At 63.8% G+C, this 24,114-nt stretch carries 17 protein-coding genes and 2 tRNA genes; 10 read left to right on the forward strand and 9 right to left on the reverse strand.

All coding sequences use genetic code 11. The annotated features are described in order from the left end of the window. The 4 genes from cimA to RDU24_RS02260 all read left to right on the forward strand — a co-directional run bounded on the left by cimA (position 1) and on the right by RDU24_RS02260 (position 6,309). A complete protein-coding gene (cimA, locus tag RDU24_RS02245; RefSeq protein ID WP_308734097.1) occupies positions 1-1,623 on the forward strand; it encodes a citramalate synthase in 1,623 nt (540 codons plus the stop codon). A 4-nt stretch (positions 1,624-1,627) separates the two neighbouring features. Further along, positions 1,628-2,473, forward strand: a complete 846-nt coding sequence (locus RDU24_RS02250; protein ID WP_308734098.1) for an MBL fold metallo-hydrolase — start codon at positions 1,628-1,630, stop codon at positions 2,471-2,473. A 103-nt stretch (positions 2,474-2,576) separates the two neighbouring features. Next, entirely contained in the window at positions 2,577-3,746 is a 1,170-nt protein-coding gene (gene ercA, locus RDU24_RS02255) for an alcohol dehydrogenase-like regulatory protein ErcA (RefSeq protein WP_308734099.1), read from the forward strand. After that, complete coding sequence (locus RDU24_RS02260) at positions 3,736-6,309, forward strand: sensor domain-containing protein (RefSeq protein WP_308734100.1); 2,574 nt, start codon at positions 3,736-3,738, stop codon at positions 6,307-6,309. The genes ercA and RDU24_RS02260 overlap by 11 nt, the downstream gene beginning before the upstream one ends. Here RDU24_RS02260 and RDU24_RS02265 read toward each other — a convergent pair. Both RDU24_RS02265 and murA read right to left on the reverse strand, forming a co-directional pair. Continuing rightward, positions 6,306-8,756, reverse strand: a complete 2,451-nt coding sequence (locus tag RDU24_RS02265) for a DNA internalization-related competence protein ComEC/Rec2 (RefSeq protein ID WP_308734101.1) — start codon at positions 8,754-8,756, stop codon at positions 6,306-6,308. The two genes, RDU24_RS02260 and RDU24_RS02265, sit on opposite strands and share 4 nt — an antisense overlap. A 51-nt stretch (positions 8,757-8,807) precedes the next feature. Continuing rightward, on the reverse strand, positions 8,808-10,061 hold the full coding sequence (gene murA, locus RDU24_RS02270) for a UDP-N-acetylglucosamine 1-carboxyvinyltransferase (protein ID WP_308734102.1): 1,254 nt from the start codon (positions 10,059-10,061) through the stop codon (positions 8,808-8,810). Between the two features lie 107 nt (positions 10,062-10,168). On the opposite strand from murA, the gene RDU24_RS02275 reads away from it, so the two are divergent. Beyond that, positions 10,169-10,244: transfer RNA gene (locus tag RDU24_RS02275), tRNA-His, on the forward strand. A gap of 106 nt (positions 10,245-10,350) precedes the next feature. Here RDU24_RS02275 and selB read toward each other — a convergent pair. The 4 genes from selB to RDU24_RS02295 are packed head-to-tail and all read right to left on the reverse strand — an operon-like array spanning position 10,351 to position 16,491. Beyond that, positions 10,351-12,267: a selenocysteine-specific translation elongation factor gene (gene selB, locus RDU24_RS02280; RefSeq protein ID WP_308734103.1), complete on the reverse strand. Its 1,917-nt coding sequence runs from the start codon at positions 12,265-12,267 to the stop codon at positions 10,351-10,353. Between the two features lie 9 nt (positions 12,268-12,276). After that, entirely contained in the window at positions 12,277-13,662 is a 1,386-nt protein-coding gene (locus RDU24_RS02285; protein ID WP_308734151.1) for an aminopeptidase, read from the reverse strand. Between the two features lie 49 nt (positions 13,663-13,711). After that, complete coding sequence (selA, locus tag RDU24_RS02290; RefSeq protein WP_308734104.1) at positions 13,712-15,160, reverse strand: L-seryl-tRNA(Sec) selenium transferase; 1,449 nt, start codon at positions 15,158-15,160, stop codon at positions 13,712-13,714. Beyond that, positions 15,157-16,491: a bifunctional folylpolyglutamate synthase/dihydrofolate synthase gene (locus RDU24_RS02295; protein ID WP_308734105.1), complete on the reverse strand. Its 1,335-nt coding sequence runs from the start codon at positions 16,489-16,491 to the stop codon at positions 15,157-15,159. Before RDU24_RS02295 ends, selA begins: the two co-directional genes overlap by 4 nt. Before the next feature lie 65 nt (positions 16,492-16,556). Between RDU24_RS02295 and RDU24_RS02300 the strand changes: the two genes are divergently transcribed. The 4 genes from RDU24_RS02300 (at position 16,557) to RDU24_RS02315 (ending at position 18,872) form a co-directional block, all read left to right on the forward strand. Continuing rightward, positions 16,557-16,633: transfer RNA gene (locus RDU24_RS02300), tRNA-Arg, on the forward strand. Between the two features lie 100 nt (positions 16,634-16,733). Next, positions 16,734-17,723 (forward strand): chemotaxis protein, encoded by a 990-nt coding sequence (locus tag RDU24_RS02305; protein WP_308734106.1) that lies wholly within the window; start codon positions 16,734-16,736, stop codon positions 17,721-17,723. Between the two features lie 4 nt (positions 17,724-17,727). After that, positions 17,728-18,129, forward strand: a complete 402-nt coding sequence (locus RDU24_RS02310) for an Hpt domain-containing protein (protein ID WP_308734107.1) — start codon at positions 17,728-17,730, stop codon at positions 18,127-18,129. Then, the gene (locus RDU24_RS02315) at positions 18,126-18,872 is read left to right on the forward strand and encodes a lipid-binding SYLF domain-containing protein (RefSeq protein ID WP_308734108.1); all 747 of its coding nucleotides are present in this window, start codon (positions 18,126-18,128) and stop codon (positions 18,870-18,872) included. Before RDU24_RS02310 ends, RDU24_RS02315 begins: the two co-directional genes overlap by 4 nt. Before the next feature lie 27 nt (positions 18,873-18,899). Here the strand turns inward: RDU24_RS02315 and RDU24_RS02320 are convergent, their stop codons facing one another. The 3 genes from RDU24_RS02320 to RDU24_RS02330 form a co-directional block, all read right to left on the reverse strand. Beyond that, a complete protein-coding gene (locus RDU24_RS02320) occupies positions 18,900-19,460 on the reverse strand; it encodes a DedA family protein (protein ID WP_308734109.1) in 561 nt (186 codons plus the stop codon). Between the two features lie 105 nt (positions 19,461-19,565). Then, the gene (gene tatA / locus RDU24_RS02325; protein ID WP_308734110.1) at positions 19,566-19,856 is read right to left on the reverse strand and encodes a twin-arginine translocase TatA/TatE family subunit; all 291 of its coding nucleotides are present in this window, start codon (positions 19,854-19,856) and stop codon (positions 19,566-19,568) included. A gap of 88 nt (positions 19,857-19,944) precedes the next feature. Continuing rightward, positions 19,945-21,798 (reverse strand): potassium transporter Kup, encoded by a 1,854-nt coding sequence (locus RDU24_RS02330; RefSeq protein ID WP_308734111.1) that lies wholly within the window; start codon positions 21,796-21,798, stop codon positions 19,945-19,947. A 739-nt stretch (positions 21,799-22,537) separates the two neighbouring features. On the opposite strand from RDU24_RS02330, the gene RDU24_RS02335 reads away from it, so the two are divergent. Then, on the forward strand, positions 22,538-24,112 hold the full coding sequence (locus tag RDU24_RS02335) for an ammonium transporter (RefSeq protein WP_308734112.1): 1,575 nt from the start codon (positions 22,538-22,540) through the stop codon (positions 24,110-24,112). Positions 24,113-24,114: the final 2 nt, after the last annotated feature.

Genomic DNA, 24,114 nt, shown 5'->3' on the forward strand with positions numbered 1-24,114 from the left:
ATGCGCCAGGCCAGCATCTACGATACGACCCTCAGGGACGGCACACAGGCGGAAGAGCTGAACCTCACAACAGAGGACAAGATCCGCATAGCCTGCAAGCTCGATGAACTGGGGATCAACTACATTGAGGGCGGCTGGCCTGGCTCGAATCCCACGGACAAGCAGTTCTTCAAGGAAATCAAGAATTACAGCTTGAAGAACGCCGTGGTCGCGGCTTTCGGCAGCACACACAACAACAAGACCACGCCTGAGAACGACCCGAACCTCAAGGCCATTCTTGATTCCGGCGTGACCGTGGCCACCATCTTCGGCAAGACGTGGGACTTCCACGTGACCCACGCCCTGCGCGTGACGCTTCCGCGCAACCTGGAGCTCATCAAAGGCAGCCTGGGAGCCCTGCGCGGAAACATGCGCGAGCTGTTCTTCGACGCCGAGCACTTCTTCGACGGCTTCAAGGCCAACCCGGAGTATGCCCTGGCGGCCCTCAAGACCGCGCATGAGTCCGGGGCCGACGTGCTCGTCCTGTGCGACACCAACGGCGGCACCATGACCCATGAGCTGGGCCCCATCATCAGCAGGGTCCAGCAGGAACTGCCGGGAGCGGCGCTGGGCATCCACACCCACAACGACGCCGAGCTGGCCGTGGCCAACTCGATCGAGGCGGTGCGCCTGGGCGCGGTGCAGGTGCAGGGCACGATGAACGGCTACGGCGAGCGCTGCGGCAACGCCAACCTCTGCTCCATCATCCCGAGCCTGGAACTCAAGATGGGCGTCTCCTGCATCGGCAAGGAGAACCTCGCAAAGCTCACCATGGTGGCCCACTACGTGGCCGAGACCGTGAACTTGCGGCCCTTCCCCCACCAGCCTTACGTGGGCGGATCGGCCTTTGCGCACAAGGCCGGGGTTCACGTGAGCGCTGTGGTGAAGAACCCCGAAACCTACGAGCACATCCGGCCCGAACTGGTGGGCAACGCCAACCGCGTCCTGCTCTCCGACCTGGCCGGGCGCAGCAACATCCTGTTCAAGGCCAAGCAGTACGGCTACGACCTGGACAAGGACGATCCGGCGGTCATGGACCTGCTGGCCGAGCTCAAGCGCCGCGAGACCATGGGCTACGAATACTCCGTGGCCGAGGCCAGCTACGAGATCCTGTTCTTCCGCATGATGGGCTGGAGCAAGCGCTACTTTCAGCTGGTGAACTACCGCGTGCTCGACGCCGTGAACGAGGAGAAGGAGCCCTTCTCCGAGGCGACGGTGATGCTCCAGGTGCGCGGGGAAGTCGCCCACACGGCTGCCACGGGACGCGGCCCGGTGAACGCGCTGGACGTGGCCTTGCGCCGTGCGCTCGAGCCCTCCTACCCCACCCTGTCGCAGATGCGCCTGCTTGACTTCAAGGTGCGCGTCATGAGCATCGCCAACAAGGACGGCGGCGGCACCGCCTCCTTCGTGCGCGTGCTCATCGAGTCCGGCGACAAGCAGGACCGCTGGACGACGGTCGGCGTCTCGCACAACATCATCGAGGCAAGCTGGCAGGCGCTTGTCGATTCCATCAACTACAAGCTCTTCAAGGACGACCCGCAGAAGTGGCCCCAGCCCGGCGGGAAGCACGACAAGACAAAGTAGCCCGATGCCCGCACCCATCGAGCAGCGTTGCGCCCCTTTTCGGGTCATCGTTCTCTGCGACAACGACTCCGGGCATCCCGCCTGCGGTTGCGAGTGGGGTCTTGCCCTGGCTCTCGACCTTGGCGGGCAGGGCCTCTGGCTCTGGGACACCGGCAAGACAGACCTGTTTCTGAGAAACGCCAAGGCTCTCGGACTGGACGTCGGCCTGGCGCGGGGGCTGGCCTTGAGCCACGGCCACTACGACCACACCGGTGGCCTGGCCGCGCTGTGTTCCAGAACGGCCTTTTCCGCGCCCATCTACGCCCACCCGACCTGCGCGCTCAAGCGCTATGCCGAGGAACCAGAGGGCAAGCCGCGCCGCGTCATCGGCCCGCCCGCGCCCTTGCCGGCGTTCATCCCGGCTTCTCCACTCACCTTTCTCGCTCCGGGCCTGACAATGATTGCGGATATCCCGCGCAGGCCGGGCAACTTCGAGGCTGTGCGCGGCTTCTCCCTTGATCTTGCCGGGACGCAGGCCGATGACGTCCCTGACGACGCCTTCCTGGTGCTCGAAAGCGCCCATGGTCCCGTGGTCATCCTGGGGTGTTGCCACAGCGGGCTGGCCAATTCCCTGGCTGCGGCGCAGGAGCGGCTCGGGTTATCGCGCATTTTTGCGGTGCTTGGCGGCCTGCACCTGTTCCAGGCCGGCCCGGAAGCCCTGGAAGAAACCGCGCGGACCCTGGAAGAGTATGACGTTCGCCGCCTCATCGCCGGACATTGCACCGGCCCGGATCGCCTCTCCCGCCTGGCAGAGCGCCTGCCGGGACGCGACGTTCTGCCCCTCGCCGCCGGTCAAATCTGGCACTTCTGAACCGTTCCACGCAACAGCTCTCTTTTCTTTGCAATTCCATTCAAGTCATGTATCTTGATTTCATGATACCCTCATCGAAGCCTATACGATCAGGAGGCATGCCATGAGCAGTGACGTTCTGCTTGATCTGCGCAAGTTTCTTGCCCCGGAAGCCGTGTTCGGCGTCGGCGCCGGCAAGCTCGCAGGGCGCTACGCGCACAACCTTGGCGCGCGCAAAGTGCTTCTCGTCACTGATCCCGGCGTGGCCAAGCAGGCCTGGTTTCCAGATATCGTCGCCTCGCTCGGGGAGCAGGGTGTCGGCCACGTGCTCTTTTCCGGCGTACGGCCCAACCCGCGCGACTCCGAGGTCATGAACGGCGTTGACCTCTACCGGTCCGAAGGCTGCGACGCCGTTGTCGCCGTGGGCGGAGGAAGCCCCATGGACTGCGCCAAGGGCATCAGCATCGTCAGCGTCAACGGTGGACATATCCTCGATTACGAGGGCGTGGACAACGTACCCGACCCCGGCCCGCCGCTCATTTGCGTGCCCACAACGGCTGGCAGCTCCGCCGACGTGTCGCAGTTCGCCATCATCACCGACACCACGCGCAAGGTGAAGATCGCCATCGTCAGCAAGGCCGTGGTGCCCGATGCCGCTCTCATCGACCCGGCGCTCACGGCGACGATGGACCATGAGCTTACCGCCAACACCGGCGTAGACGCACTGACCCATGCGGTGGAGGCGTATGTCTCAAACGCCCACGGCCCCATCACCGACTTGTTCGCGCTGGAGGCGGTGCGGCGCATCAGCCAACACCTTCCCACTGCGATCAACAACCCCGCAGACCTCAACGCGCGCGCGGGCATGATGCTCGGCAGCATGTACGCAGGCATCGCCTTCTCCAACGCCATCCTGGGCGCCGTGCACGCCATGGCCCACAGCCTTGGCGGCCTGCTCGACCTGCCGCACGGACAGTGCAACGCCATATTGCTTGACTACGTCATCGAGTATAACTTCTCCTCGGCGCCGGAGCGCTACACCGACATCGGCGTGGCGCTTGGCGCCAACATACCCGCGGGCGCGCCAATGGAGGAGGCGCGAGGACTTGTGCTTGCGCAGGTGCGCGCGCTCAAGGCCGCAGTGGGCGCAACAGCCACCCTGGGGTCCATTGGCGTTCAGTTGGATGATCTCGATCGCCTCTCCGAGTTCGCCATGAACGACCCCTGCATGGTCACAAACCCCAAGGCCCCGACGGCCTCGGATATTCGCGCGGTGTTCAAGAATGCCCTCTAACGACAATCCGGATGATCTTCGCGATCGTCTCATCGGCCTTGGCGAGCGCAGCATCGCCAAGAGCTACTACCCGGAACTCAAGCGCCGCCTTGAGGATCTGGAGCGCTTCCGTGCCGTTGTCGATCACGCCAACGACGCCATCTTCGTGTTTGAGACATCGGGATGGACCGTTGCCGACATCAACGAAACCGCGCTCTCCATCCTCGGCATGGAGCGAAGCGTAGCGGTCTCAGCTCACATTTCGACCTTCTTTCCACCCGAGATCGCCATGCGCTACGCAGGCGTGGCCGACGCCGCGCGGGCCGGAGGCGTGCAGAGCCACTACCGCAACGGGCATCTGGTGACGACGCTCACTGGCACGTCTGGGCGGTCGACCCCTGTTGAGATCACCGTCACCCTGCACAGCTTCGCGGGCGCGGGCTACGCCGTTGTTGTCGCACGCGATGTGACCATGCGCCAGCAGATGGAAGCCGAGTTGGACAAGAGCCGACGGCTCTTTGCCTCGTTCATGGAAAACTCGCCCGCCATGGCCTTCATCAAGGACACCGAAGGCTACTATATTTTCAGCAACCCGGCTCATTCCGCCTGGCTGGACTTGAAGCAGGAGCAGGTCATCGGCCGCACCGACCGCGACCTCATGCCCCAGGACGTGGCCGACATGTTGCGCGAAAACGACCGCTTCGTCCTTGACGAAGGCAAGCCCCTGCTCATCCTCGAAGAGGTTCGCAGGCTCAGCGGCGGGCCGCCTCGCTTCCACCAGGTCTCCAAGTTCCCTCTGGTGCAAAACGGAGTCACCTTCGGCGTTGCGGGCATCGCCGTGGACATCACCCTCCAGATACTGACCGAGCAGGCCCTGCAAAAGAGCGAAGACCGCTACCGCATCGTGGCCGATTACACCCACGACATGGAGTGCTGGGTCAGCCCCACCGGGGAAATGCTCTACGTCAGCCCCTCGTGCGAGCGCATCACAGGGTACGAGCGCGAACAATTCCTTAATGACCATGATCTGCTGGCGCGCATCGTCCACCCGGAAGACCAGGAAGCCTGGGCCAAGTTTCAGACCGGTGCCAACCAGGGCGACGACGACAGCCTGGACTTCCGCATCGTGCACAAAAGCGGCGACCTGCGCTGGGTCAACGAGACCAAGCGCGAGGTCATGAGCGGAAACGGCGGGTCGCTTGGCTCGCGCATCTCCATGCGCGACATCACCAGCCGCAAGGAGATGGAGCTGCAGCTCCGCCACCTGGCCCTGCACGACCCGCTGACGGCCCTGGCCAACCGCACCCTCTGCCTGGACCGCATGCGCCAGGCCATGGAGCGCGCCCGGCGCCGCCAACCGTATCACTTTTCCGTCATATTCCTGGACCTGGACCGCTTCAAGGTGCTGAACGACAGCCTGGGCCACGCCTTCGGCGACAAGGTGCTCATGGCCGTGGCCGAAGTGCTTCGCGACTGCGTGCGCGGCCTGGACACCGTTTCGCGCTTCGGGGGCGACGAGTTTGTCATACTCCTCGAGGAAATGGCGACCCCACGCGAAACCATCCAGGCCATCCAGCGCATCCGCAAGGCCCTTGCCGTTCCCCTGGCGGTGGACAACCACGACGTCCAGCTCACGGCAAGCCTGGGCATCACCCTGGACGCGCATGACTCCGACACCCCGGAAGACCTGCTTCGCAACGCCAACCTGGCCATGCACCAGGCCAAAAAGGCCGGGCGCAACCGCTTCAAGGTCTTCACCAAGGCCATGCTCGCCCGGGCCAGCAACCTGCTGAGCGTCGAGACCGACCTAAGGCGAGCCATCGCCCGCAACGAGTTCTTCCTGTGCTACCAGCCCATCGTGCGCCTGGACGGACAGGCCACTTTGCAAGGCTTTGAGGCCTTGGTGCGCTGGAACCATCCGGATCGGGGCCTCGTCTCTCCGGCCGAATTCATCCCCGTTGCGGAAGACACCGGCCTCATCGTCGACCTCGGGCTCATGGTGCTGCGCGAAGCCTGCGAAACACTCATGGCCTGGCGCGAGAAGTCTGAACTGGCCACGAACCTTGTCATGTCCGTGAACATCTCGCCCCGGCAATTCTCAGAGACCGTGCTGGTGGAAGACATACGGCGCACACTCGGTGAAACCGGGCTTCCTCCGGGAGCGCTCAAGCTCGAAATCACAGAGTCGGCCATCATGGAGAACGCCACAAGCGCAGTAGATAAGCTCAGAAAGCTCAAGGCGTTGGGCTGCACCCTGTCCATCGACGATTTCGGGACAGGCTATTCATCCATGAGCACCCTGCAGCAATTCCCCCTGGACAATCTCAAGATCGATTTAAGCTTTGTGCGGCGGCTGGACAGCAGCCAGGAGGGGCTTGAGATCGTCAAGGCCATCATCAGTCTGGCGCATTCCCTGCAGCTTGAGGTAGTTGCCGAGGGCGTGGAACGCGCCGAGCAACAGATGATCCTGACCGTGCTCCAATGCGAATACGCCCAGGGCTATCTCTACGCCAAGCCCATGCCCACCCAGCAGGCCTGGGAATATGTCCTGAGCTACGCTGGAGGCTGCAAGCCCACAAGCTAGGGCCGCAGGCCGGACAATTGGAAGCCCTGCCCGGGCGCACTCCACACCAGTTCAAGACCGCCCCTGTCCGCAGTGCTCGCGAGCGGAATGCCGCGCCTGACGAGTTCATCCACCACGGCCTGGTTGGGGAAGCGGAAATGGTTCAGGTAGCCGCAACTGACGAGCGCCTGGACCGGCGAAACGGACTCGTAAAGCATGCCTGACAGGCTCGACTTGGAGCCGTGATGCGGGAGCACCAGCACCTGTGCGCGCAGGTCACGCCCGCGTTCGATCATATCCTCAATGCCCTCGCGTTGGACATCCCCCGGCAAAAGCGCCAGAGGTTTGCCGTTCCACACCAGCCGCAGCACGAGAGAACGCTCGTTGGTCTTGTTGCCGGGGAAATCAGCCGCAGGATGCAGGGCTTCCAGCCACACGCCGGAGCCCAACTCCAGCCGGTCGCCGGGGCCTAAGGTCTCCGGTGCGGGGGCTCCAGCCGCCAGCGCTGCGTCAAAAGTCTCACCGACAACTCCGCCAGGCCATTGCCCGTTGGTGATGAAGCGCCCAACCCGGAAACGCCGCAGGATGTGCCCCAACCCCTGGGCGTGGTCCGCGTCCGGGTGGGTCATGACCACGGCGTCCAGCCTGGGCGGGCGCCCCCAGGCCAGGGTCGGCCCGACAACGGAACGGCCCATGTCGAAGGTCCGGCTGGCCGTGCCTCCGCCATCCACCAAGACGCGACGCCCGTTGGGCGCGCTCACCAGCAGTGCCTGCGATTGGCCCACGTCAAGCAGGGTCAGGCGCACCTCGGGCCGAGCTTGGGCCAGGAGCATGACAACCTGCGGCACGGCCATGACGAGCAGCCCCGTCAACACCAGCAGCAACGGAGCGGTATTCGCCCTTCGCAGGCAATACGGCGCAAAGGCCGTGACCAGCCCAGCGCCCAAAAGTTCCGGCCAGAGCGGCCTCAAGAATGCCCCGACGGGTAGCCAGCCCGCCACTGAGGCATGGTGCAGGGCCGCCAGCATGACGTCCTGCACCTGGGCCGCAGCCCGCAGCAGCCAGCCTGCTGCGATATCCAGGCCCGGCACGGGCAGCAAAGCCATGCCGAGCATGCCCAGCACCTGCACAACCAGTCCCTGCACCGGCACCCAGGGCAGATTGAGCAGAAAATTCGGCTGGTACACCCCGAAGTACGATATCACCACGGGCAAAAGCGCCAGGTTGGCGGCCAGGCTCATGGCCAGGGCATCCCAGCCAAGGCCGAGCGCCCGGTTGAGCCATCCTTCCCGGCGCGGCCAGAACCCTCTCAGCCACGGGAGCATTATGGCCAAACCAGCCACGGCCAGAGCGGACATCTGCAAGCCCACGTCATAGACCGAGAGCGGCGAGACCAGGATCATCAGCGCCAGGGCCATGAACAGGCCGTCGATGAGCGCGCGGCCGCGATCAAGCAACAGCAGCAGGCCCCAGAAACCGAACATGCAGGCCGAACGCACAAGGGACGGGCTGCCCTGCCCTACCCAGACATAGGCGGCGATGAGTGGAAGGGAGAGGAGAATGGCAAGTTTCTGCCGCGGGATGCGCAGAAAGAGCGATGGCCACGCCAAACCGACGGCCCAGGCCAGAGCCCAGCCCAGAAGCGCCACGTAAACCACGTTCAGCCCGGACAGGGCAAGGGTGTGGGCAAGTCCGGCCGCTCGCAGTTCCTCAGTAACGGAGAGATCAATGCGCGAGCGGTCGCCCATGAGCAGGCCCAGCAACACGGCCCCGCCCTGGGTTTCGGGCAGGTGCCGCAACAACCCCTGGCGCAGCGACTCACGCTCGTCCCACCAGAAGCGCTCGGGCCTCTCGCCCCAGCGGACGTAGGGCAGCGCGCCGCGCGTGTAGACCCTGTTGAACACCCCGCGCAACCGCTGCTGCCAGTCGAAGTCAGCCCCTCCCGGGTTCTGGAAACCACGCACCGGCCACAGCCGCGCCAGGACCTGCACCTCCTGCCCCGGAGCCGGACGGTAGTCCGCCTCGTCCCAATCCCAGGCGACCTGGCCGGACAGGGCCACCGTTGCGTTGTCGTCCATCTCGGCCTGAACATCAGACAGGAGCAACTCCATCCGGCCAAAAGGCTTGTCCGTGACCTCGGCAACGCGGCCACGCAGCAGCGCCTTGCTGCGGCCATCGGTGGCGGCGGCCGAAATGGGCGGAATGTCGGGCAGGACCAGGCGGGCATGCTGGCCGCCAAGAGTGAAGCTCGCGCACACCAGGGCCAGACTCAGCAGGCCGTTGCGCCAGCTTCTGACGCGGCAGGCCGCCAGCCCTATCCAAAGGAGCGCGGCCAGGGCCAGAGCAGGTTCCGCATGGCGCAGGCTCCAGATGCCCGCCACGTACGCCAGGAAGTACACCTGCCAGGCCAACAGGCCTGGAGGCTGGCCCGAGGCCTCAAGCTGGTCCTGGCGCTGGCTGGCGAGCATGCTCTCCCCGGCTGGTAGCTTCCCGCGTCCGGCTGCTGGGCTCTTGCCCTGCTATTCCTTTTCGCGGCGGATGCGCGCGCCCACGGCGGACAGCTTTTCCTCCATGCGCTCGTAGCCACGATCCAGGTGGTAGATGCGCTGGACCTCGGTGGTGCCCTGGGCGACAAGTCCGGCCAGGACGAGGGACGCGCTGGCGCGCAGATCGGACGCCATCACCGGCGCGCCAACAAGTTGCGGCACGCCGCGCACCATGGCGGTGCGGTCCTTGAGCGAGATGCGCGCACCCATGCGGCCAAGCTCGGACACGTGCATGAAGCGGTTCTCGAAGATCTTCTCCTGAATGGAGCCCGTGCCGGCGGCCACGCACATGAGAGCCATGAGCTGGGCCTGCATGTCCGTGGGGAAGCCGGGGTGCGGCTGGGTGGTCACATCCACGCCGACGAGCTCGCCACCGCGGCGCACCAGCACGGTGCCGCCCTCCTGGCGCTCCACTTGGACGTTCATTTCACGCAGCTTGGAGACAAGCGCGTCGAGCTCCTCCAGCGGGCAGTCCACCAGGGTCAGCTCGCCGTCGGTGATGGCCCCGGCCACAAGATAGGTCCCGGCCTCGATGCGGTCAGGCATGACGCGGTACTCGCAGCCCTTCAGCTCGCGCACGCCTTCCACCTCGATGACCGCCGTGCCGGCGCCCCGGATGCGGGCACCACAGGCTATGAGGAAATTGGCCAGGTCGACCACCTCGGGCTCGCGGGCGCAGTTCTCAAGGATGGTGCAGCCCTTGGCCACGCTGGCGGCCATGAGCAGGTTCTCGGTGCCGCCCACAGTCGGGAAGTCGAACACGATGCGCGCGCCGATGAGCGAGCCGCAAACGCCGTGGATGTAGCCGGAATCCAGGATGAAGCGGGCGCCCATGCGTTCCAGCGCCTTCAGGTGCAGGTCCACGGGCCGGGCGCCGATGGCGCAGCCGCCGGGCAGGGCCACCTTGGCCTCGCCCAGGAAGCCCAGAAGCGGCCCAAGGCAGAGCACCGAGGCGCGCATGGTCTTGACCAGTTCGTACGGGGCCTCGTGCTTCAGCTCCGTAACCTTGGCCGTGACGGTGTTGCCCTCGAAGGTCGTCTCACAGCCCAGGATGTTCAACAGTTTCAGGGTGGTAAAAATGTCGCGCAGGCGGGGCACGTTGGTCAGGCGCACGGTGCCCTTGACCAGCAGGCAGGCGATGAGGATGGGCAGGGCCGCGTTCTTGGAGCCGCTGACGTTGATGGTCCCCTTGAGGGGATGGCCGCCTTCGATGATGAGCTTATCCATGATGTGTCCTTGTGTTTCCCGGCCCGCTACGCGTCGGGCAGGATAATTTTCAGGATTTTGTCCTTGACCGCCGCAGGGCCATCGGATAGAGAACTTTTCCTCTTGAGGTGAATGTAGCTCAGTTGGCAGAGCACCAGGTTGTGGCCCTGGGGGCCGAGGGTTCAAGCCCCTTCATTCACCCCACTTGAGAACAACAAGGCCCCGCGCAAAACGGGGCCTTTTCTTTTGCCCTTCACAGCGACCGGACTGTGCTTGAGCCGGGCCAAAAAATCAAGCTCCATGCCCATGGCTAGCGCTTGCGCAGCTTGCGGTTGTCGCCCACGCGCACGGTGAGCTTTTCCTTGTCGAAATACTCCAGGAGCGGAATGGCGTACTTGCGCGACAAACCGGACACCTCGCGGAAATCCTGCGGGTGCATGTCCTCGTGCGTGGCGAAGAAGGCCACGACCTTTTCGATCAGGCCCGCCACGGAAGTGGCGTCGAAGTACATCTCCTCCTTGATCTTCACGAGCAGCCCTTCGTCCTGCAGAACCTTGAACACCGGCGCCGCCTCCTTGAAGGTCAGGTCCAGGGGTTCAAGCACGTCCTTCATGTTCGGCGGGGTCAGGCCTCCCGCGGTGTAGGCGTCCAGAAGCTTCTGGCGCAGGCTCGCGGCGTCCGAGGCGAGCGACACCTTGTGCCCGGGCAGGCGCAACATTTCCTGGTCCGCGGCTATGGCGCCCTTGCGCAGCAGGCCTTCCAGCACCAGGTGGAACAGCTTCGGACTCAGGCGCTTGCCCCAGGTGGAGGCGAGCCCGCCGCGCGCAACGCCTGGCTTCATGGGCTCGCGCGAATGGAAGTCGGCCAGATGCGCCAGCAGGCCCTCTGACAACGCCTGGACAACCTTGCCCGACACGTAGACGCGTGCCTCGCGGTCGATGAGAAAGGCCTCCTGCCGCCCGCCCATGAGCTGCAGCGCCTTTTCCAGCGCCTTGGATTCCATGCTGCTGGCAACCAGCAACTGCGCGAAGGACAGCCCGGCGTTGGCCGCCAGCTCAAGCTGCGCCAGCACGATGTCCTCCGGGGCTGAAGCGCCCAGGCTGCGCAAGGTCTCCACAGCCGGGGAAAAACGCTTCACCCGGTGCGGCAGGGGCGACAGCAGCCGCCCGCCGGCGATGGTCCTGAGCGGCGAAAAAGAGCGCGCCACCACGCGGTCGCCGAACACCCCGGCCAGGGGCTCGGTAAAGCGGATGCGGCAGATGGCGGTCTGGCCCGGTTCGAGCGCCTCGCCCTCCAGCATGTAGACCCTGGCCATGACCTCGCGCGCGCCGTGGTGGAAGTGCACTTCCTTGCGGTGCTTGATGGACCTGGGCGAAGACTTCAGGCAGGTCAGCTCCACGTCCCAGGAAAGGCTGGGAAACAGCGAGCCGGGCCGGGCCAGCACGTCCCCGCGCGAGAGCTCCTCCACCTCCAGGCCGGACAGGTTCACCGCCGTGCGGCTGCCGGCGGCGACCTCCTCCACCTGGGCGCCATGGGATTGCAGGGTGCGCACCTTGGTGGCCAGCCCCTTGGGGAACACGGTCACGTCCTCGCCCACCTTGATCTTGCCGGACACCAGCGTGCCGGTGACCACGGTGCCATAGCCCTTCATGGTGAACACGCGGTCCACCGGCAGACGGAACAGGTCCGAGCGGCGATGGGGCTGGAAGGCATCGACGAGCTTGGCCAGCTCGGCCTTGAGTTCCGGCAGGCCCGCCCCGGTGTGGGCGGACACGGGCAGGATGGGCGAACCTTCGAGGAATGAACCTTTGAGGTAGGTGGCCACCTCCTCCTCCACCATCATGAGCCAGTCCGGCTCCACCATGTCGACCTTGGTGAGGGCCACGACGCCCGTGGTGATGCCAAGCAGCGAGCAGATTTCCAGGTGCTCGCGGGTCTGGGGCATGATGCCCTCGTCCGCGGCGATGACCAGCACCACGAAGTCGATGCCCGCGGCGCCCGCCACCATGTTCTTCACGAAGCGTTCGTGGCCAGGCACGTCCACCACGCCAAGCCTCTTCACGCCAGACTTGCCGCCCGGCAGTTCCATGAAGGCGAAGCCAAGCTCGATGGTGATGCCGCGCTTCTTCTCCTCGGCCAGGCGGTCGCAGTCGATGCCCGTGAGGGCCTTGACCAGCGTCGTCTTGCCGTGGTCGATATGCCCGGCGGTGCCCATGATGACCGGCATTGATGTCTCCTAGCTCTTCAGGAAGGCGCGGAAGGCCAGCACCGTGGCGTAAAGGTCGGCCTTGCCCAGCACCTCAAACGGGCTGTGCATGGACAAAACAGCTGGCCCCATGTCGATGACGTCCATGCCGTACACGGCCAGGAACTTGGCCACCGTGCCGCCGCCGCCCAGATCGACCTTGCCCAGCTCGGCCATCTGCCAGGGCACCCCGGCCTTGTCCAGAATGTTGCGCAGATAGGCCACGTATTCCGGGTGCGCGTCGTTGGCCCCGACCTTGCCGCGGTGTCCGGTGAACTTGTTGAAGCACGGGCCGTAGCCGATGTACGCGGCGTTGCGCTTCTCGAAAACGTCCAGGTGGTCCGGGTCAACGGCGGCGTTCACGTCCGCGCTGATGGCCATGCCGCGCTGGAACACCTCGGACAGCCGCGCCTTGGGCTCCCAGGCCGCCAGCAGGTCGGCCACGGCGTACTCGAAGAACAGGGACTGCGCGCCGGTGCCGCCCTCGCTGCCGATCTCCTCCTTGTCCCAGAACAGCACCAACTGGGTGTGCTCCGGTGTCTTCTCGGCCAAGAGCGCCTGCAATCCGGCGAACACGCAGGAGCGGTCGTCATGGCCGTATCCGCCGATCATGGAACCGTCGAGCCCGACGCTGCGGGCGGGTCCGGCGGGCACCAGCTGCAGCTCGGCGCTGAACAGGTCGCTCTCGGTGACGCCGTAGCGCTTGTTCAAGAGCTCCAGCACCCGCTGCCGCACGCGCTCCTTGTCCTTGGCGTGCTTGGGGTCGCCCGGGTTGGCGGGCTCGTGCGCCACAACGGCGTTCAGCTTCTCGGCCTCAAAGGCGTCGGAGACCTTCTGTTCCGCATGCTTCTGGGCCAGATGCGGCAGAAGGTCGGTGATGGTCAGCACCGGGTCGGACAGCTCCTCGCCCACGCAGACATTCACGACGGTGCCGTCCTTCTTGACCACCACGCCGTGCAGGGCCAGCTCGCGCGCCAGCCACTGGTATTTGCGGATGCCGCCGTAATAGTGGGTCTTCATGAGGCCCAGGTCGGTGTCCTCGTACAGGGGGTGCTGCTTCAGGTCGATGCGCGGCGTGTCGGCATGCGCGCCAATGAGCCGGAAGCCCTGGGACAGCGGCTTGCGCCCGCGCCGCACCAGCAGGATGGACTTGCCGCGCAGCACGCGGGCGTAGGCCTTGGTCTTGGCGGTCAGCGTCTCGCTGAACCCGGCCTTCTTCACGGCGTCGAGCACGTACTCGATGGTCTCGCGCTCGGTCTTGCAGGTGGAGAGAAAGCGGATGTACGCGTCGGCGCAGGCGTTCAGCGCCTTGCGGTCGGCAGCGGAGGCATAAACATCCCAGCAGTTGCGGGACTCATGCCCCAGTTCTGGCTTCATTTTGCTCACGAATATGCTCCAGGGGGTTCAGGTGTCGTTCCGTGGTGCTTCAGTCATCGCCCAGGGCCTGACGCAAGGCGTCAAGAACCAGGGCGTGCTCGGAAATATCCAGCGTGCGCGGGTCCAGGCAAAAGGCCCCATCCTCCACGCGGCCCACCAGCGGCGGGTCCGTGGCCAGAAGCGCCTGGCGCAGCCCGTCGATGCTCAGCCGCGAGCCCTCGTTGAGGCGAAGCGCCACCAGCTCCGTGGGCAGGTCGGCCTCGGGGAAGGCCCCGCCGCCCACGCGTGACACGCCCCGCCGCACGGCCACATCGAGCCGCCCGTCGAGGCTGGCGGACAGGTGCTTCCGTAAAAGCCCGGCCAGGCGCGAGGCCTGGGCGCGCAGACTCGAAAGCGGTCGGGTCATCATGGCCAGGGTGGGCACCCCGGCCTTGGCCAGCTCCGGGTCCAGGTACAACCGCAGGGTGGCCTCCAGGGCCGCCACGGTCAGCTTGTCGATGCGCAGGGCGCGGTTCAGCGGATTCTTCTTGATGCGCTCGATGAACTCGCGGCGTCCGACGATGATGCCCGCCTGCGGCCCACCCAAGACCTTGTCCCCGGAGAAGGTGACCACGTCCGCGCCGTCGGCTATGGCCTCGCTGGCCGATGGCTCGCCGGGCAGGCCGTCGGCCTCGAAACGCATGAGGCTGCCGCTGCCCAGGTCCTCGATGACCGGCAGGCCGAAGGTGGAGGCCAGGGTCTTGAGTTCGCCCAGCGGCACCTCCTTCACGAAGCCCACCTGCCGGAAGTTGGAGGTGTGGACCTTCATGAGGGCCGCGGTTTCCGAGCCGATGGCGGCTTCGTAGTCGCGCAGGTGCGTGCGGTTGGTGGCGCCGACCTCGCGCAGGATGCACCCGCTCTTGGCCATGACCTCGGGGATGCGGAAGCTCCCGCCGATCTCGACCAGCTGCCCGCGCGAGACGATGACCTCGCGGCCCTTGCACAGGGTGTCCAGCACGATGAGCACGGCGGCCGCGTTGTTGTTCACCACCAGCGCGGCCTCGGCCCCGGTAAGGCGGCAGAGCAGCGCCTCCACATGGGAGTAGCGGCTTCCCCGCTCCCCAGTGGCGAGGTCGAACTCGAGATTGGAATAGTGCGCGGCGGCCTCGGCCACTGCGGCCACGGCCTCTCGGGCCAGGAGCGAGCGTCCCATGTTGGTGTGCACGACCACGCCGGTGCCGTTCAGCACGCGGCGAAAGCGGGGCTTGGCCCCCTGGCGCACAAAGGCCAGCATGCGCGGATAGAGCGCGGTGAGCGAAAGCTGCGCCGCGTCGGAAAAGGCACCGGCGCGGATCTCCTCGCGCACGAGGTCGAGGAAGGAGTTGACCAGATCCTTGACCAGCGGACGCGGAACGCCCTGCAGGACCGGCTGCGCCGTCTTGCCGATGCGGACGGTGTCCGCGGCCAGGGCGGCCAGGCACTGGTCAACGGCGGGAAGGTGGCGAAAAAGTGTGCTCACGGCAGATCCTCCAATGGGGACGAGGCGGCTTTGCCGCGGAGATGTTCCGGGCGCTCCAGCAGGCCAGGGTGATTAGTATAAAACTCGCCCAGTAAATACAAGGAACCACAGACAAGAACAGGACCGGCACAATTCGCCAGCGCCGCAAGGGCTGCGTTCACGTCGAGAGCGGGCACGGCCCCCGGACCAAGGAGACCGGCAAGCTCATCCGGTTCGCAGGAGCGCGGGCAGCTCGGGATCCCCGCCGCCATGACCGCGCCCGTGGTGAGGCTGCGCACCAGCGGCAGCATGGCGTCCAGCGGCTTGTCGCGCAGGCAGCCGAACACCACGGCGCCAGGCCGGATGCCGTCCGCATCGAGCGAGGCCTTGAGGGCCGCCAACCCGTGGGCGTTGTGCCCCCCATCCAGGATGAGCTCCGGCAGCCCCGCTCCGGCAGGAACATGCTGCATGCGGCCCGGGATGAACGCCTGGGCAAAGGCGTCTCGGCAGGCGGCCTCGATGACCGGCAGGCGGAGCCGCGCGGCCCAAACCGTAAACGCCGCCAGGGCCAGGCGCGCGTTCTCCTGCTGGTGCAGTCCGGGCAGGCCAAGGCGCAGGCCGGTCATGTGCGGCGCGAAGACCTTGCCGTTCGGGGCGGGCGCCACGCGGCCCTTGGCGCGCGAGTAGGAGAGCACCTCGCCCACGCTGACCAGCTCCGAGCCGACTTCCGCGGCCACGCGCCGCAGCACGGCCATGGCCTCCGGCTCCTGGTGCGCGGTGATGGCCAGCCCGCCCGTCCGCATTGCCCCGGCCTTGTCCAGCGCTATCTCGGCCAGGGTGTTGCCGAGGACATTCTGGTGGTCAAGCCCGATGGGGGTGAACACCGTGAGCGCCGGGGCCAGCACATTGGTGGCGTCATAGCGCCCCCCAAGCCCGGCCTCCATCACCGCCACGTCGCACTTCGCGTCCTCGAAGGCCAGGACGGCCAGCGCGGTGAGCAGCTCGAAATAGGTAAGGCCGAGGCCCTCGGTCCGGCTCAGCACTTCGGCGCCCAGGCGCGCCCAGGTTTCCTCTGACAGCAGGGCGCCGTCCACAAGTATTCGTTCGCGGACGCTGACGAAATGCGGGCTGGTGTAGAGCCCAACGCGCAGGCCGTGGGCGCGGAGCAGCTCGGCCAGAATCGTGGCGGTGGAGCCCTTGCCGTTGGTGCCGACCACATGCAGCACGGGAAAGCGCGGACGACCGGCGCGCGCCACAAAGGCGGCCATGCGGTCCAGGCCAAGATCCATGTGGAACAGGCCCAGATTCTCCAGGTGTTCTATGAAATCAGGAAAGTTAGGCGCTTTCGTCACGGACGACCTTTGGACACGGCCCTTGACCGCGCCCCGCAGCTTGTTTAGTGAATTGTTCCCCGTGCGTGCCAGTAGCTCAGGTGGATAGAGCAACGGCCTTCTAAGCCGTCGGTCGAGGGTTCGAATCCTTCCTGGCACGCCATTTCTACCAGAACCCCTCCCCGGACACAAATTTTTCGGTTTGGCCGACTATTTCATGCGCAATGCTGGACACATCCCTGCGGGCATTGTACAAACACAGTATGAAAAACCAGAAAGCCGACACCAGCGCCGATGTCATGCAGACTGGCATCCTGCTCGACACCGGCACCAACGAGCTGGAGATTTTGGAGTTCCACATCGACAGTGACGCTGGCCCAGGTGGCCAGGGCGAGCGGCACTCCTTTGGCGTCAACGTGGCCAAGGTCATGGAGGTCATCGAGAGCCCTGGCCTTGAGCCTCTGCCGGGAGCTACCCACCCGAGCTTCAGGGGCATCATTCCCCTGCGCAGCCACATCCTGCCCGTCATCGACCTGGCTGTGTGGCTGAACATCAATAAGGCGCCCGCTCCGCTGGACAACGTCATCGTCACCGAGTTCAGCAAGGCTGTCACCGGGTTTGTGGTCTCTGGGGTAACTGGCATCCATCGCGTGGGCTGGCCCGAGGTCATCCCGCCCGACGGCTATCTGCCCAAAACCGGCATCCAGGCCATCATCGGCCTTGTGGAGCGGGATGGACACTTCATCCAATTGCTGGACCTTGAGACCATCATCGCGGACCTTTCGCCAGCACAAGAATTCGATACTTCGGTCGAAGCATTCGTGGCGCATCGAGAGCTGAAGGCCCTGGTGGCCGATGACTCCGCCACCATCCGCCTGATGCTGCAAAAAAGCCTGACCCGCGCAGGCATCACGCCGACCATCACCTCAAACGGGCACGAGGCCCTGGAAACCGCACGCGCGCTGGCCCGTCAGGCCGCTGCCGAGGGCAGGCCCATTCACGACTTTTTGGACATCGTCATCTCCGACATCGAGATGCCCCTTATGGATGGCTTCACCCTGACCAAGAACATCAAGCACGACGCTGTATTGCGCGACCTGCCTGTTGTGTTGTACTCATCCATCATCACCGCTGAACTGCGCCACAAGGGCCAATCCGTCGGTGCCGACCGCCAGATCTCCAAGCCCGACCTGGAAAGCATTCCACAAACGGCAGTGCAGCTGGTGCAGGAGTATGAACGCAATCGGGGGTAGCACCATGCTTGAAACCGACCCGGAAGTGTTGGCCGCCTTTGTGGAGGAGGCCTCAGAGCGCATTGTCGCCCTGGAGTCCGGGCTGCTTGAACTGGAACGAACCGCCCGCGCACCGCAAGCGGACCTCCTGAACGCAGTCTTTCGCGATGCCCACTCCATCAAGGCTGGGGCAAACCTCCTGCATTTCAGCACACTTGAAACTGCAGCACATAAGTTGGAGAATGTTCTGGACAGCCTGCGCAAGGGCCAACTTTCCGCGCGCGAGGACGTAACCCAGGCCTTGTTCGACGGGGTTGACCTGCTGCGCAAGCTGCTGGACAGCCCGGGTGCCCCTGCCCCGACAGACTATCAGGAATGCTTGTCCAAGCTGGGGGAACTCGCCAAACGGCGTGCGGGGATTACATGACCGGTTCAAGACTCATCCTGGCCGGACTGCTGCTGACGGCAGGCATCATGCTCAGCGCCTGCGCAGCTGCCAGGCCGACCACTCCAGGTCCATCCGGCGACCGCGGCAACCTTGGCGCTGATCTGGTCCGCGAGTCCGCTCGCGCCCTCAAGGAGCTGCGGACCGCAACCAGGCAACAGATTCTCGACTACGCCCTTGAAGACGCCCATGCGGTCATTGTGCTCCCCGGCGTGTACCAGGCGGGATTCTACTATTCCATACACGGCGGAAACGGCGTCATCGTGGCCCGCACCAGCAATGGCGGCTGGGGCTCGCCTGCCTTTGTTGGCGTCGGCGGGGCCGGGTTCGGGCTGCAGATCGGGCTTGAAAAGCAACGCCTCGTACTTGTCGTGCAGGAGCGGGGAATGTTTGAGGACATCCTTGAGCATGGGCTGAACTTCGATGTGGTCGCAAAATACGATGCGCTCGGAGTTCGCGAAGAGGCCCAGCGAGGCTCGCTCACAGGAAACCGCCCGGTGGCGGCCTTCACCGACGGGGTCGGGCTCATGGCCGGAGTCGCCATGCGCGGCGCGCTGCTTACGCTGAACCAAAGCCTTACCGAGGCCTACTACGGGCAGGGCCATGGAGCCGCGAAGGCCGTGATGCAGAGCAAGGAAGCGCCAGGGCTGGAAGTATTCGAGCTGTGGGGCGCGCTCGACGTGAACCTGCCAAGGCCTCGGGGAGATATTATTCGGAGTAAGTAGACGCCGCTCCGGCAGATGGGCGGGAGGTCAGCAGACGGGCGGACGCACCCGATTGCGGACGGTCTTGATGATCCAGACAAGCATGATGACGCCGAACAGGCCACCGGCCACCCACCACTTGGCTTCCTGAAGGAAGCGCTCCAGCACATCCCCCAGGTAGTACCCGCCGACACCAAATGAAACGGCCCAGATCGCCGCGCCGATGCCGTTGAGCGCGAAAAAACGCCAAGGCGAAATACTTGTGGTGCCGACGGCAAAAGGCGTGATGTTTCGAAAGCCGTAAAAGAACCGGAAGGATATCAGCACCAGCACCTGGTGCTTTTCCAGCAGTTTATGCACTCTCTCGATGCGGCATTCCCATTTCTTGAGGCGTGTTTCCAGAAAACGCTTGTTGTAGCGCCCAATGTAAAAGGCCGTCTGGTCTCCGGCGAAGCTCCCCAAAAATGCTGACAGAATGCACAAGGGCAAAGACAAATGCCCGTTGAAAGCTGCAAAACCGGCAATAATGAGGATGGTCTCACCCTCAAGAAAGGTGCCGATGAACAGCGCCAGGTAACCGTAGGTGGAAAGGTAGTAGGTCAGGTCCACGCTGCCGCCTGTGATCTCAAAGGACGACTGCGAACGCGAAGGAGTTCCGGCCCGGATGGACCGGAACTCCCGGCATGATGCGGTTTTTTGAGCGCGAAACAGTCACTAGGCGCTCTTCTGCTCCTGTTTGGGAGCCTCAGCCTGAGCCGGAGCGGCCTGCGGCTGAGCAGCCTGAGGCTGAGCAGCCTGGGCTGCCTGGGTCGGCTGGGCCTGGGTCGGCTGCTGTGCAGGAGGGGCAACCGTGACTTCTTCCTGAGCAGACAGGGCGCCCTTGAATTCACGGATGCTTTTTCCAAGGTTGGCCGCAATCTGCGGCAGTTTGCCCGGTCCGAACAACAGCAGGGCAATGACTAGGATCAGAAGCAGGTGCATGGGCTGAAACAGTTCGCCAAGCATGATGGCCTCCAAGGGGTTTGGCTGGATTGAAGCATATCCTACCCGCTGAGGTTTGAAAACCCCCCCGGGCATCGGCGGCGCGGAAATCCTAGAGTTCGACCTGGCTACCCAGTTCCACCACTCGCCCGGGAGGAATGCCGAAGAATGTTGTGGCGTTCCAGGCGTTGCGCGACATGTAGGCAAACAGGTTCTTCCGCCAGGACGCCATCTTTGTCGGCCCGCCCGTGAGCAGCGTCTCGCGCCCAAGGAAGAAGGTGGTGTTCGACAGCTCAATGTCAAGGCCGTGGGCGCGCGCAAGGCGCAAGATTTCCGGCACGTTCGGAGTCTGCATGAACCCGTAGCGCACTATGATGCGGAAAAAGCCGTGCCCAAGGCTGGTTACTTCCAGACGCGAATCGTCCGGCACAAAGGGCATCTCCGTCGAGGTGATGGAAAGCAGGATGATCTGCTCGTGCAACACCTTGATATGCTTGTAGTGGTGCAAAAGGGTGATGGGCGTGCCGGTGGTGGAGACCGACATGAACACTGCCGTGCCGGGGATGCGGATGGGCCGGTCAAGGGCCACAAGGCTCTCCAGGAACAGATTGATGGGCAGCCCCATGGCGGCAAACTGCTTGCCCAGCCCCTTCTTGCCATCGCGCCAGGTCAGCATTGCGGTCATGATGATCGCGGCGACAGTGAGGGTGAACCAGCCGCCGTCGAGAATCTTGAGGAGGTTCGAGCCGAGGAACGACAGGTCGAACAGGAGGAAGAGAGCCAGGAGGGGCACGGTCTTCCAGGCAGACCAGCGCCAAAGCATGGACATCACGAAGAAGAAGAAGATCGAGGTGATGGTCATGTCGATGGTGACGGCAATGCCGTAGGCCGCCGCAAGTCCGCTGGAGCTCTTGAAGGCCAGCACAAGGCCAAGGCAGGCCACCATCATGGCGTTGTTTATGCCGGGCAGAAAGATCTGGCCCTTTGTGTGGGCCGAGGTGTTGACGATGCGCATGCGCGGGCAGAATCCCATCTGCATGGCCTGTTGCGTCAGCGAGAACACGCCGGAGATCATGGCCTGGGAAGCGATGACCGTGGCCATGGTGGCCAGGGCGACCATGGGATACAGCAAGAAGCCGGGCACCAGGCCGTAAAACGGGTTGAACGACTTGTCCGGCTCGGCCAGCAGCAGCGCTCCCTGGCCGAAATAATTCAACAGGAGCGCGGGCAGGACCATGCAGTACCAGGACAACCGGATCGGCACGCGGCCGAAGTGCCCCATGTCGGCGTAGAGCGCCTCGCCGCCGGTGATGCACAGCACCACCGAGCCCAGCACGACCATGCCGTGGAGGTGGTTCTCCATAAAGAATAGGACGGCATAGTAGGGATTTACGGCAGCGAGAATGCCGGGTTGCTTGGCGATGGCCACCAACCCGAGTACGGCCAGGGTGGAGAACCAAACGATCATGATCGGTCCGAAAACCTTGCCGATCTTTTCGGTGCCGTGCTTCTGCATCATGAACAGCGTGATGAGAACCAGGCAAGTGCCGGGGATGATGATCGGCGTTGCGGCATCCGTGGCGACGCTCAAACCCTCCATGGCCGAAAGCACGGAAATGGCGGGCGTGATGATGCCGTCGCCATACAGAAGCGCCGCTCCAAAAATGCCCAAAAATACCACCAAGGCATATTTCGCCTTGCTCTTGCCCTCGACAGCCTTGTGCAACAGCGCCAGCAGGGCGAAAACGCCGCCCTCGCCCTTGTTGTCGGCGCGCAGAACGAACATGACATACTTGATGCTGACAACGATGGTCAGCGACCAGACGATGAGCGAGAGCACACCCATTATATTTATGGGGAGCAATGGAATGGCATGCGGGCCGTGGAAGCACTCCTTCACGGCATACAAGGGGCTGGTGCCGATGTCCCCGTACACGACGCCAAGGGCCGCCAGGGCCAGGGCCATGGTACGCGCCTGGCCATGGGGGTCGTGCCCTTGGGCGGAGTGTTCGCTTATGCTGTGAGAAGCCTTGTCTTCGGGCGTCTGCTTTGGCGATTCATCGGTTCCGGAGACAGGCAAAATATTTGTCACTCTGAGGCAACCTCCAGGGCTGGGGCCTGCATGCTGAAGATGCTGCCAATTAAGGATGTGCCTGAACGCGGCTTGCATCCTTACTGAACGCCAAGCCACACTGTCAACGAGGTCCACCCGACGGAGCAGCGAAATAGGTGAATTTACATTTTTATCAATCCGTGCCGAACAATAAAAGTTAGCTGGTGTAAACCATGCACATTCAGAGCATCAATCCCAAGGCCACAATCTGCTTTATGAGATTAAATACAATAAATTTAACAATTAATCTTGTTAATAACAAAAGGTAGGTGATGACAATTACAGACTTCAATTATTATACTTTTTAGTCATTACTGTCATTACGTCAAAGCCGATCACCGAATAACATCGCCCGAAGCAATCATATTACAAAAATTTTGTATTTAATTTCAGGAAATTATACATACGCACGAGCACTCGACAGCCATCGCTTGACGTATCCATAAGCGCTTGATTTACAAATTTGAAACACCCACTACGTCGCCATTGTTTGTATAAATAATTTATAATTAAATTTCAAACTGTTATACTAATGGCCCGGTTCATGCTCTCCATCGCAAAGTGTATTCACCACTTCTTTTCGGAGGGCATCATGTTTAAGAAGATTCTCCTGGCTCTTACTCTGGCTCTGGTCGTCCTTGCGGGGACCGGTACGTGTTTCGCGGGCGATCCCCCGAAGCCGGACCCTTCTGGCGCGTCAATTGGAACCGCGGCTGACGTTGTCAACGCTACCAGCGGCGCACCAAGCGCCGAGGACATGGAAAAGATGGCCGCGGCGGAACCCCTGGCCACCAAGCTCGCCGACGTCATCGGCCATAACCGCATCGCCATCAACATGACCTGGGTGCTTATCTGCGGCTTCCTGGTCATGTTCATGCAGGCCGGTTTCGCCCTGGCCGAGACGGGCTTCACCCGCGCCAAGAACGCGGGCCACACCATGGGTATGAACATGATGGTCTACGCCATCGGCATGCTCGGCTTCTGGATTTGCGGTTTCGCCCTGCAGATGGGCGGCAGCGGCGGCGCGGCCTCACTGGGTGGCGGCGGCGTGCTTGATTCCGAGTTCGTCATCAACCTTTTCGGTAAGGACTTCGGCCTGTTCGGAACCAAGGGCTTCTTCCTTGGCAACGACGTGTACGACGGCACCGTGCTGACCATGTTCCTCTTCCAGATGGTGTTCATGGACACCACGGCCACCATCCCCACGGGTTCAATGGCTGAGCGTTGGACCATGAAGCACTTCTGCGTGTACGGCTTCTTCATTTCCATGTTCGTGTACCCGCTGTACGCCAACTGGGTTTGGGGCGGCGGCTGGCTGTCCCAGCTCGGCGCCAACTTCGGCCTGGGCCACGGCCTGCTTGACTTCGCGGGCTCCTCCGTCGTGCACATGACCGGCGGCGTCGCCGCCCTGGCTGGCGCCATCGCCATCGGACCGCGCCTGGGCAAGTTCCGCGCCGACGGCACCGCCAACGCCATCCCCGGCCACCACATCCCCATGGCCATCGCCGGCTGCCTCATCCTGGCCTTCGGCTGGTTCGGCTTCAACGCCGGGTCCACCCTGGCAGGTGGCGATATGCGCATCGGCGTCGTGGCCGCCAACACCATGCTGGCCTCCGCGGGCGGCGCCATGACCGCCATGCTCTACATGTGGATACGCTTCGGCAAGCCCGACATCTCCATGGCCGCCAACGGCCTGCTCGCCGGCCTGGTCGCCATCACGGCTCCCTGCGCCTTCGTCACCCCCATCATGTCCGTCGTCATCGGCGGCGTTGGCGGCATGCTCCTCTGCATCAGCGTCCTGTTCATCGAGAACGTACTCAAGATCGACGACCCCGTGGGCGCCATCTCCGTCCACGGCGTGAACGGCGCCTGGGGCATGCTGGCTCTTGGCCTCTTCGCCGACGGCACCTACGGCGACGGCGTCAACGGCGTGAAGGGCGCGGTCACCGGCCTGTTCTACGGCGATGCCAGCCAGCTCTTCGCCCAGCTCATCGGCATCACCACCAACATCATCTTCGTCTTCGTGGTCATGTTCATCTTCTTCAAGGTCTCCAACAAGTTCGTGAAGATGCGTGTGGCCCCCGAGATTGAGCAGGAAGGTCTGGACATGGCGGAAGTGGCCGTCATCGGCTACCCCGAGTTCTCCATCAACAAGACCCACCGCTAGGC

It is taken from the genome of Humidesulfovibrio sp. (assembly GCF_031082295.1).
GTDB lineage: Bacteria > Desulfobacterota > Desulfovibrionia > Desulfovibrionales > Desulfovibrionaceae > Humidesulfovibrio.

Bases quoted from the DNA above. Each gene is read 5' to 3' on its own strand.
- cimA (WP_308734097.1), top strand. From the start codon at position 1: ATGCGCCAGGCCAGCATCTACGATACGACCCTCAGGGACGGCACACAG.
- RDU24_RS02250 (WP_308734098.1), top strand. From the start codon at position 1,628: ATGCCCGCACCCATCGAGCAGCGTTGCGCCCCTTTTCGGGTCATCGTT.
- ercA (WP_308734099.1), top strand. From the start codon at position 2,577: ATGAGCAGTGACGTTCTGCTTGATCTGCGCAAGTTTCTTGCCCCGGAA.
- RDU24_RS02260 (WP_308734100.1), top strand. From the start codon at position 3,736: ATGCCCTCTAACGACAATCCGGATGATCTTCGCGATCGTCTCATCGGC.
- RDU24_RS02265 (WP_308734101.1), bottom strand. From the start codon at position 8,756: ATGCTCGCCAGCCAGCGCCAGGACCAGCTTGAGGCCTCGGGCCAGCCT.
- murA (WP_308734102.1), bottom strand. From the start codon at position 10,061: ATGGATAAGCTCATCATCGAAGGCGGCCATCCCCTCAAGGGGACCATC.
- selB (WP_308734103.1), bottom strand. From the start codon at position 12,267: ATGCCGGTCATCATGGGCACCGCCGGGCATATCGACCACGGCAAGACG.
- RDU24_RS02285 (WP_308734151.1), bottom strand. From the start codon at position 13,662: ATGAAGCCAGAACTGGGGCATGAGTCCCGCAACTGCTGGGATGTTTAT.
- RDU24_RS02305 (WP_308734106.1), top strand. From the start codon at position 16,734: ATGAAAAACCAGAAAGCCGACACCAGCGCCGATGTCATGCAGACTGGC.
- RDU24_RS02310 (WP_308734107.1), top strand. From the start codon at position 17,728: ATGCTTGAAACCGACCCGGAAGTGTTGGCCGCCTTTGTGGAGGAGGCC.
- RDU24_RS02315 (WP_308734108.1), top strand. From the start codon at position 18,126: ATGACCGGTTCAAGACTCATCCTGGCCGGACTGCTGCTGACGGCAGGC.
- tatA (WP_308734110.1), bottom strand. From the start codon at position 19,856: ATGCTTGGCGAACTGTTTCAGCCCATGCACCTGCTTCTGATCCTAGTC.
- RDU24_RS02330 (WP_308734111.1), bottom strand. From the start codon at position 21,798: ATGGCCCTGGCCCTGGCGGCCCTTGGCGTCGTGTACGGGGACATCGGC.
- RDU24_RS02335 (WP_308734112.1), top strand. From the start codon at position 22,538: ATGTTTAAGAAGATTCTCCTGGCTCTTACTCTGGCTCTGGTCGTCCTT.